The following is a 9,011-nucleotide window of genomic DNA, read 5'->3' as shown; positions in this document are numbered from 1 at the left end:
TCTTCGACCAGTTCGGTCAATTCCTCGATGACAAAGGCACCCTGTGAGGGGTTCTCGTTCTTGGCCAGGCCCCACTCGCGGTTGATGATGAGCTGGATCGCCATGGCGCGGCGCACCGAGTCTTCGGTGGGGGTGGTGATGGCTTCGTCAAACGCGTTGGTGTGCAGGCTGTTGCAGTTGTCGTAAATCGCAATCAAGGCCTGCAGCGTGGTGCGGATGTCGTTGAACTGGATTTCCTGCGCATGCAGGCTGCGGCCGCTGGTCTGGATGTGGTATTTGAGCTTCTGGCTGCGTTCGTTGGCGCCGTATTTGTCCTTCATGGCCACGGCCCAGATGCGCCGCGCGACCCGGCCCATCACGGTGTACTCGGGGTCCATGCCGTTGCTGAAGAAGAAGCTCAGGTTCGGCGCAAAGTCGTCGATGTGCATGCCGCGCGCCAGATAGGCTTCGACAAAGGTGAAGCCATTGCTCAGCGTGAAGGCCAGCTGACTGATGGGGTTGGCGCCGGCTTCGGCAATGTGGTAGCCGGAAATGGACACGCTGTAGAAATTGCGCACGTTGTGGTGCACAAAGTAGCTGGCAATGTCGCCCATCACCTTGAGGCTGAATTCGGTGCTGAAAATGCAGGTGTTCTGGCCCTGGTCTTCTTTCAGGATATCGGCCTGCACCGTGCCGCGCACGTTGGCCAGCACCCATTCGCGGATTTTTTGCGCTTCGGTGTCGGTGGGCTCGCGTCCGTTGTCTGCGGCGAACTTTTCCAGGTTCTGGTCAATGGCGGCATTCATGAACATGGCCAAAATGCTGGGCGCCGGGCCGTTGATGGTCATGGACACGCTGGTGTTGGGCGAGCACAAATCAAAGCCGCCGTAGAGCACTTTCAGGTCGTCGATGGTGGCAATGCTCACGCCCGAATTGCCGACCTTGCCGTAGATGTCCGGGCGCGGGTCGGGGTCGTTGCCGTAGAGCGTGACCGAGTCAAACGCGGTGCTCAGGCGTTTGGCCGCCATGCCGGAGCTGAGCAGCTTGAAGCGCTTGTTGGTGCGAAACGGGTCGCCTTCGCCGGCGAACATGCGGGTCGGGTCTTCGCCCTCGCGCTTGAAGGCGAAGGTGCCGGCGGTGTAAGGGTAGCTGCCGGGCACGTTGTCGAGCATCAGCCACTTGAGGATTTCACCGTGGTCCTCGTATTGGGGCAGGCAAACCTTGCGGATGGTGGTACCGCTCAAGGACTTGCTAGTCAACGCAGTGCGCAACTCCTTGTCGCGGATCTTGACCACGTATTCGTCACCGGCGTAGGCCGCTTGCATGGCCGGCCACTGCGCCAGCAACTTGGCGGCGGCGGGGTCCTGGCGCTCGCTTCGGGTCTGGGCCAATGCCATGACCGTGCCGTAGGCACCCGGTTTGGCGCTGCCGTCCTTGCCCGGGTCGGCGGCCAGCAGCATCTGTGCGGTGGCTTGCAACTGCTGGATCTCCCGCGCCAACCGGGCTTGAGCGCGGGCCCGCGCCTTGTAGCCGCGCACGGTGTCACTGATTTCGGCCAGGTAACGGGTGCGCGCGGCGGGCAGCACCGGAGTCTGGTTGGTGCTGTGACGCACGTCCACCTTGGGCAGGCTGCCATCGGTCACCGGCAGGCCAAGCTCGGCCAGGCGCACTTTCAGTGCCTGGTAAAGCGCAGTGACACCGTCGTCGTTGAAACGTGCCGCCATGGTGCCAAACACCGGCATCTGCTCCATCGGCGTGGCCCAGGCTTCCTTGTTGCGCTGCACCTGTTTGGACACATCACGCAGCGCATCACTGGCGCCTTTGCGGTCGAACTTGTTGATGACGACAAACTCGGCAAAGTCGAGCATGTCGATTTTTTCCAGCTGGCTGGCGGCGCCGAATTCGGGTGTCATGACGTACATGGGCACGTCCACATGCGGCACGATGGCCGCGTCGCCCTGGCCTATGCCCGAGGTCTCGACGACCACCAGATCGAAGCCGGCCACCTTGCAGGCGGCAATCACGTCGGGCAGCGCGGCGCTAATCTCCGAGCCGAAGTCACGCGTGGCCAGACTGCGCATGAAGACACGCGGACCCAGACGCCAGGGATTGATGGCGTTCATGCGGATGCGGTCGCCCAGCAGTGCGCCGCCGCTTTTGCGGCGGCTGGGGTCGATGGAAATCACCGCCACGCGCAGCGCATCGTTCTGGTCCAGTCGCAAGCGGCGGATCAACTCGTCGGTGAGGCTGGACTTGCCCGCGCCACCGGTGCCGGTAATGCCCAGCACCGGGATTTTTTTGGTGGCGGCGAGTGCCTTGATGTCCTGGGTCAGCGCCTGAAATTTCTTGGAAAGTGCGGGCTTGGTCTGGCCTGCCGCAGCCTCGTTCTCCAGCCCGGTGATGAGCTGCGCCAGCGCACGCCAGCTCATTTCAGTGTGGCCCTGAATGGCCTCGATGGTTTTGGGCGCGTATTGCGTCAAGTCCTGGTCGCAGCGCTTGACCATGTCACCAATCATGCCGGCCAGACCCATGCGCTGGCCGTCTTCCGGGCTGTAGATGCGCGCCACACCGTAGCCCATCAGTTCCCTGATTTCGCTGGGCACAATCACACCACCACCGCCGCCAAAGACCTGGATGTGCGCGCCGCCCCGGCTTTTGAGCAGATCGACCATGTACTTGAAATACTCCACATGGCCGCCCTGGTAGGAGCTCATGGCAATGCCCTGGGCGTCTTCCTGCAGCGCGGCTGTGACCACCTCGTCCACACTGCGGTTGTGCCCCAGGTGGATGACCTCGGCGCCCATGCTTTGCAGAATGCGGCGCATGATGTTGATGGCGGCGTCGTGGCCGTCAAACAGACTGGCGGCAGTGACAAAGCGCACCTTGTTGACAGGTCGGTAAGTGGCCAGGGCCTTGAAGTCGGCGGACAGGTCGGTCATGGTGGGTGTCTCCAGATGGCTCATTATTTAAGTTGAAAAGCAGCGATCAGACTGGCAAATGCTGACTTGACGTTGACGTAAACGTCAATCTTAGCGGATTCCCAAACAAAAGGGGCGCACTGCGCCCCTTTTCAACTTCACACCCTTGCCATCCGCTTATTTGTAAAGCACCTGTGGCAACCACATGCCGATGGCAGGGAACTGGTACAGCAGGAAGATGGCAACCACCTGGATGGCCATAAAGGGCAACATGCCGGCAAAAATCTGATTCAGCGTGACATGCGGCGGGCTCACCCCTTTCAGGTAGAAGGCGGCCATGGCCACCGGCGGGCTCAGGAAAGCAGTTTGAAGATTCAGCGCCACCAGCAGGCCAAAAAACAGCGGATCAATGTTGAAGTGCGGCAACAGCGGGATGAAGATCGGCATGAAAATCACGATGATCTCGGTCCATTCCAGCGGCCAGCCCAGCAAGAAAATGACCACCTGCGCCAGGATCATGAACTGCACCGGCGTCAGGTCCATGCCGAGCACCCATTCATTGATCAACTCCTGACCGCCCAGCAAGGCAAATGCCGCCGAGAAAATGCTGGAGCCGACAAACAGCCAGCACACCATGGCACTGGTCTTGGCCGTAAGGTAGACCGACTCCCGCATCACCGTCATGTTGAGCCGCCGGTAAGCAGCCGCCAACAACAGACCGCCCAAGGAGCCCATGGCGGCGGCTTCAGTCGGCGTTGCCAAGCCAAACACAATGGAGCCGAGCACCGCCATGATCATCAAGGCCAGCGGGAAAAACGAGCCCAACAGCATCTTGAAGATCTCCAGCCGGACAAAGCTGAAGTAGGCATAAAAGAGGGTCAGGGCCACGGCGCAGCTGGCCAGCGCAACCCAGAAACTGCTTGGCGCAGAGCGCCGTTCCCGAGCTTCGGCCGGGTCAACCGCCACCGCCGCCACTGCAGCGGATGCCTCGGTCGTGGTGGCTGCGGCAACCGTTTCCTGAGCAGGCGGGGGAGCCAGATCTGCTGCTGCACCGGCTTCTTCAAGCGTTTCAGCATCCGGTTCAGGCTCTGCCAGCCCGTCGCTTTCCTCGGCGTCTGCGGTGCCGCTGGCAAACGAGGAACCGCCCATTTCCACCACCTCATCGGACGCCATCGCCGGCAGCGGCGCCGTGACCTTGAGATAGATGGCGCCCATGACCAGCGCCACTGCGATCAGCGGCAGCAAGCCAATCAAGAGTTCGCGCAGCAGGACGGAAAGCGGCACATCGGCGTTGCGCTTGCCTTTGATGGCACCCAACAAACCCGACAAAACGTTTTTGCTGATGCTGGTCGCAATGATTTGCGTCGCGGGTGGCAAGGGCACCATGCGGTCTTCGGCCGACATGGGTGGCGCAAGATGGGGCTTGAACTTGGCCAGAATCACGACGTAGAGAATGTACAAACCCGCCAGCATCAGGCCAGGGAAAAAGGCCCCGGCGTAGAGCTTGACCACTGACACCCCGGCGGTGGCACCGTACACAATCAACATCACCGATGGCGGGATCAGGATACCCAGACAGCCGCCGGCCGTGATGGCGCCTGCAGAAATTTGCACACTGTAACCGGCGCGCAACATGGCCGGCAGGGCCAGCAGACCCATCAAGGTCACCACCGCGCCGACAATGCCGGTGGCCGTGGCAAAGATGGCGCAAGTGATGATGGTGGCCACGGCCAGCGAGCCGGGCAGCCGCGCGGTGGCGAGGTGCATGCTCTTGAAGAGCTTTTCGATCAAATTGGCGCGCTCGATCAGGTAGCCCATGAAGACAAACAACGGGATCGAGATCAGCACATCATTGGACATCACCGAATAGGTGCGTTGCACCATCAGGTCAAGGGTCTGCTGCACCGCCAAACCGGGGTTCTGACTTCGGTAGGCAATCCAGGCAAACATCATACCCATGCCCATCAAGGTAAACGCAGTGGGGAACCCCAGCATGATGGCCACCACCACCAGCGCCAGCATCAGCAGACCCAAATGACCATTGGTCATTTCCGATGGCGACGGCAACAAAATAAACGCGGCCAACACGACCATGGTCATGATCGTCAGCCCAAACCAGACTTCTTTTCTCACTTTTGACTCCACTTGGGCTTGGTCACGAATTCATCCAGCTTGGCAATATCTTCGTCTTTCACATGCACCTGTTCTTTCAGTTTTTCGATGTCGACCTCGGCCACATCGTCGCCGCGAGACGGCCATTCGCCTTCTTTCAGGCAAACGATGCAGCGCACAATTTCAACCAGCCCCTGCGCCAGCAAAATGGCACCGGCAATCGGGATGATGGCTTTGAAAGGGTAGACCGGCGGGCCGTCGGCCGTGATGTTGGAATGCTCGTTGATGGCCCAGGACTCGGCGGCGAAGTTGTAGCCAGCCCATGCCAGCGCCACCACACCGGGAACAAAGAACAAAAAATAAAGCGCCAAGTCAAGCCCGGCCTGAAGCCGGGGCGGGAAAAAGCCATACAGCACGTCGCCGCGCACATGGCCGTTCTTGGACAAGGTGTAGGCACCTGCCATCATGAACAAGCTGCCGTACAACATGCTCATGACGTCAAACGCCCAGGGGTGCGGGTTGTCCAGCGCGTAACGCGAAAAGACCTCCCAAGAGATCAAGGCAGTGAGCGCAACGATGAGCCACGAGAACAGTTGACCAGCCACGGTGCTGATCTTGTCAACCGCAAGAAGTAATTTTTGCATTACCAGGCTTTCTTAAATAGATCAGCCATTCGGATTGCAATCCGAATGGCTGACAACGGATCAGGGGGTCAATCAGGCTTTTTTAGCTGGCGCCTGTTTGCCTCCAAAGTAATGACCGGCAGCCATGCGGCGGTTGACATAGGTGTCCTGGTCCCACTTCACGGCGCGCGAGGCGAACGCTTTCTGCGAGGCAAGCACTTCCTTGAAGATGGCGTTTTCAGCCGACTTCTTGGCGATGATGTCGTCCCACAGCTTGAGCTGCTCTTGCAGCACTGAGTCGGGTGTCTTGTAAAACTTGACATTGTCCTTGGCTTGCAGCTCGACGTAGTCCTTGGAATAGCGGTCAATCGCTTTCCAGGACATGTCGGCCGACGCGGCTTCGGTGGCACCGGCAATGATGGCTTTCATCTTGCCGGGCAGCGCGTCGTACTTGGTCTTGTTGAACATGATCTCGAAGGTCTCGGCGCTCTGGTGGTAGCTTTGCAGCATGCAGACCTTGGACACATCGGGGAAACCCAGCAAGCGGTCCGAAGACGCATTGTTGAACTCGGCGCCGTCAAGCAAGCCGCGGTCCATGGCTGGCACGATTTCGCCGCCGGGCAACGCATTCACTGCCGCGCCCATGGCGGTAAACAGGTCAATGGCCAAGCCGTTGGTGCGGAACTTGAGGCCCTTGAAATCAGAAGCCTTGGTGATGGGCTTCTTGAACCAGCCCAACGGCTGGGTGGCCATGGGACCATACAGGAAAGACTGCACATTGCCACCAATGGAGGCGTACAGCTTGGCCAGCAGTTCGGCACCACCGCCGTATTTGTGCCAGGCCAGGATCATGTTAGCGTCCATACCGAAGGCCGGGCCGGAGCTCCACAGCGCCAGCGCATTTTGTTTGCCATAGTGGTAGCCCAGCACGCCATGACCGCCGTCCAGCGTGCCCTTGGACACCGCTTCCAGCAGGCCAAAAGCCGGCACCACAGAACCTGCGGGCAAGACCTCGATCTTGAGCTCGCCGCCGGTCATGTCATTGACTTTTTTGGCGTAATCGAGCGCGTATTCGTGAAAAATATCCTTGGATGGCCAGGTGCTCTGCCAACGCATGGAGATGGGGCCGGTCTGGGCTTTTGCAATCATGGGTGCCGACAAGGCACCTGCGGCTACGGCAGCACCTTTGAGCAGGCTGCGACGACGGGGGGTTTTGCTATCGGTCAAGGAAGTCTCCTGTTGTGTTTAAATAATTACGGTCTTATTTTCAGCACAGATGGCATGACAAGACATAAGGGTTTTCACTCACACGAGAAATTACCATCACAAAAGACTTTTTACTTTTTTAACTTGTATGACAAGCTGTTGGCGCTCCTGCGCGCAAGCCGACGATAGCCTGCGGCATTGAACGCTGCCTGGCGGCTAGCAGTTACAGTTCAACTTCCATCTGCCTGCCAAGGTGCCACATCCAATTTGACCACCACACGCCATGAACCCGATCCAACTCTTTGACACTGCCTCCAGCACCTACACCTACGTGTTGTTTGATACCACCACGCGTGACGCCATCATCATCGACCCGGTGGACACGCAGCTTGAACGCGACCTGCAGGTGCTGCGCGATTACGGCTTGAAACTGGTCTGGGCACTGGAAACCCATGCCCATGCCGACCACATCACCAGTGCCGGGCAGCTGGCCGAGTTGGCCGGTGCCAAAACAGCAGCGCCCGCCGGTTGCGGCATCAGCACCGCGGCGGTGCAGCTCGACGACGGCGACACGCTGAGCTTTGGTGCCGAGCAGATGCGCGCCCTGCACACCCCTGGCCACACCGCCGGCAGCATGTGTTTTGTCTGGCGCCAACATGTTTTCACCGGCGACACGCTGCTGATCAATGGCTGTGGCCGCACCGACTTTCAAAGCGGCAGCGCCAAGGCCATGTTTCACAGTCTGACCCAGGTGCTGTTCAAACTGCCCGACGACACCACGGTCTGGCCCGGCCATGATTACCAGGGCAAAACCAGCTCGAACATTGGTTTTGAAAAAGCCAATAACGCCCGGGTGGCCGGCAAGACCGAGGCTGAATTTGTAGCCACCATGGACGCGCTGCACCTGCCGCCGCCCAAACGCATCCATGAGGCCGTGCCCGCCAACCTGCACGGCGGCCTGCGCCATGATGCGCATGCGTCCAACAGCCTGCAGGTACAGGCTGCCCCTGGCTACGCAGGCGACATCAGCGGCGCCCTGGCCTGGCGCTGGGTACAGAGCGGCGAAGGCGTGGTGGTCGATGTGCGCTCGGATGCCGAACGTGCCTGGGTGGGCTTTGTGCCCGATGCCCCGGCGGTGACCTGGAAACAGTGGCCCGGCATGGTGAACAACCCCAACTTCGATGCCGAGCTGCTGGCTGCCGTGCCAACCGGCAAAAAAGTGGCGCTGCTGTGCCGCAGCGGCGTGCGCTCGATTGCCGCCGCCAAACGCGCCACCGAGCTTGGGCTGGAGGCTTACAACATTCTGGAAGGTTTTGAGGGCGATCCCGACGGCCACGCCCAGCGCGGCCACCTGGGCGGCTGGCGTTTGAGCGGTCTGCCGTGGCGCCAGAGCTGATAATGCGACCATGACATTTTTGGCCATTGATATCGGCAACACCCGCTTGAAGTGGGCGCTGCACACCGCACCGCAGCGCAACGCACCCTTATTGGCGCAAGGTGTCGAGTTCCTGGAAAACATTGACCGCCTGGCCAGCGGCGACTGGGTTGGTCTGCCACATCCGGCGCGCATGCTGGGCTGCACCGTGGCGGGCGACGCCATCAAGCGCCGGGTCGAAGAACAGATGGAACTGTGGGACGTGTCCGCCAACTGGGTGGTGGCCAGCAGCCATGAGGCCGGCCTGAGCAACGGCTACGACTACCCGGCACGCCTGGGTGCCGACCGCTGGGTGGCCATGATCGGGGCCTGGCACCGCAGCCTGGCACAGGGCCCGGCGCGCCCACTGGTGGTGGTGATGGTGGGCACCGCAGTCACCGTGGACGCCATCGACACGCAAGGCAAATTTTTGGGCGGGCTGATTTTGCCCGGCCACGGCATCATGCTTCGAGCGCTGGAATCCGGCACCGCCGGCCTGCATGTGCCCACTGGCAATGTGTGCGAATTTCCCACCAACACCAGCGACGCCCTGACCAGCGGCGGCACCTACGCCATTGCCGGCGCGGTCGAGCGCATGGTGCAGCACCTGCGCCAGCACTGCGGCACCGAGCCGCGTTGCATCATGACCGGCGGCGCCGGCTGGAAAATGGCGCCCAGCATGTCGGTGCCCTTTGAACTGGTGGACAACCTGCTGTTTGACGGCCTGCTGGAGTTGGCGGCGCACCGGTTTGGTTGACG

At 60.6% G+C, this 9,011-nt stretch carries 6 protein-coding genes and 1 pseudogene; 3 read left to right on the top strand and 4 right to left on the bottom strand.

The window, feature by feature from the left end; all coding sequences use genetic code 11:
* The 4 genes from icmF to Q7U49_RS06795 form a co-directional block, all read right to left on the bottom strand.
* The coding region (gene icmF / locus Q7U49_RS06810; RefSeq protein WP_304763382.1) for a fused isobutyryl-CoA mutase/GTPase IcmF at positions 1–2,918 on the bottom strand (2,918 nt) is incomplete at its 3' end.
* Between the two features lie 156 nt (positions 2,919–3,074).
* On the bottom strand, positions 3,075–5,030 hold the full coding sequence (locus Q7U49_RS06805) for a TRAP transporter large permease subunit (RefSeq protein WP_304763380.1): 1,956 nt from the start codon (positions 5,028–5,030) through the stop codon (positions 3,075–3,077).
* Positions 5,027–5,653: a TRAP transporter small permease subunit gene (locus tag Q7U49_RS06800; protein WP_304763379.1), complete on the bottom strand. Its 627-nt coding sequence runs from the start codon at positions 5,651–5,653 to the stop codon at positions 5,027–5,029. The genes Q7U49_RS06805 and Q7U49_RS06800 overlap by 4 nt, the downstream gene beginning before the upstream one ends.
* Positions 5,654–5,725: 72 nt before the next feature.
* On the bottom strand, positions 5,726–6,859 hold the full coding sequence (locus Q7U49_RS06795) for a TRAP transporter substrate-binding protein (protein ID WP_304763377.1): 1,134 nt from the start codon (positions 6,857–6,859) through the stop codon (positions 5,726–5,728).
* A gap of 262 nt (positions 6,860–7,121) precedes the next feature.
* Here Q7U49_RS06795 and Q7U49_RS06790 point away from each other — a divergent pair.
* The 3 genes and pseudogenes from Q7U49_RS06790 to Q7U49_RS06780 form a co-directional block, all read left to right on the top strand.
* Positions 7,122–7,622: pseudogene (locus Q7U49_RS06790) on the top strand (MBL fold metallo-hydrolase); the annotation flags it as partial.
* A gap of 174 nt (positions 7,623–7,796) precedes the next feature.
* Complete coding sequence (locus tag Q7U49_RS06785) at positions 7,797–8,234, top strand: rhodanese-like domain-containing protein (protein ID WP_304763386.1); 438 nt, start codon at positions 7,797–7,799, stop codon at positions 8,232–8,234.
* A gap of 10 nt (positions 8,235–8,244) precedes the next feature.
* The gene (locus tag Q7U49_RS06780) at positions 8,245–9,009 is read left to right on the top strand and encodes a type III pantothenate kinase (RefSeq protein ID WP_304763375.1); all 765 of its coding nucleotides are present in this window, start codon (positions 8,245–8,247) and stop codon (positions 9,007–9,009) included.
* Positions 9,010–9,011 lie beyond the last annotated feature (2 nt).

The sequence above is a fragment of the Rhodoferax sp. genome (assembly GCF_030653815.1).
In the GTDB taxonomy this organism is placed as follows: domain Bacteria; phylum Pseudomonadota; class Gammaproteobacteria; order Burkholderiales; family Burkholderiaceae_C; genus Rhodoferax.
Note: the sequence above shows the minus strand (reverse complement) of the source record. Positions and strands in the feature narration are given on the sequence as shown.

What these genes read in the sequence shown, in the direction of transcription:
- Q7U49_RS06800 (WP_304763379.1), bottom strand. Translation starts at nt 5,653, where the DNA reads ATGCAAAAATTACTTCTTGCGGTTGACAAGATCAGCACCGTGGCTGGT.
- Q7U49_RS06780 (WP_304763375.1), top strand. Translation starts at nt 8,245, where the DNA reads ATGACATTTTTGGCCATTGATATCGGCAACACCCGCTTGAAGTGGGCG.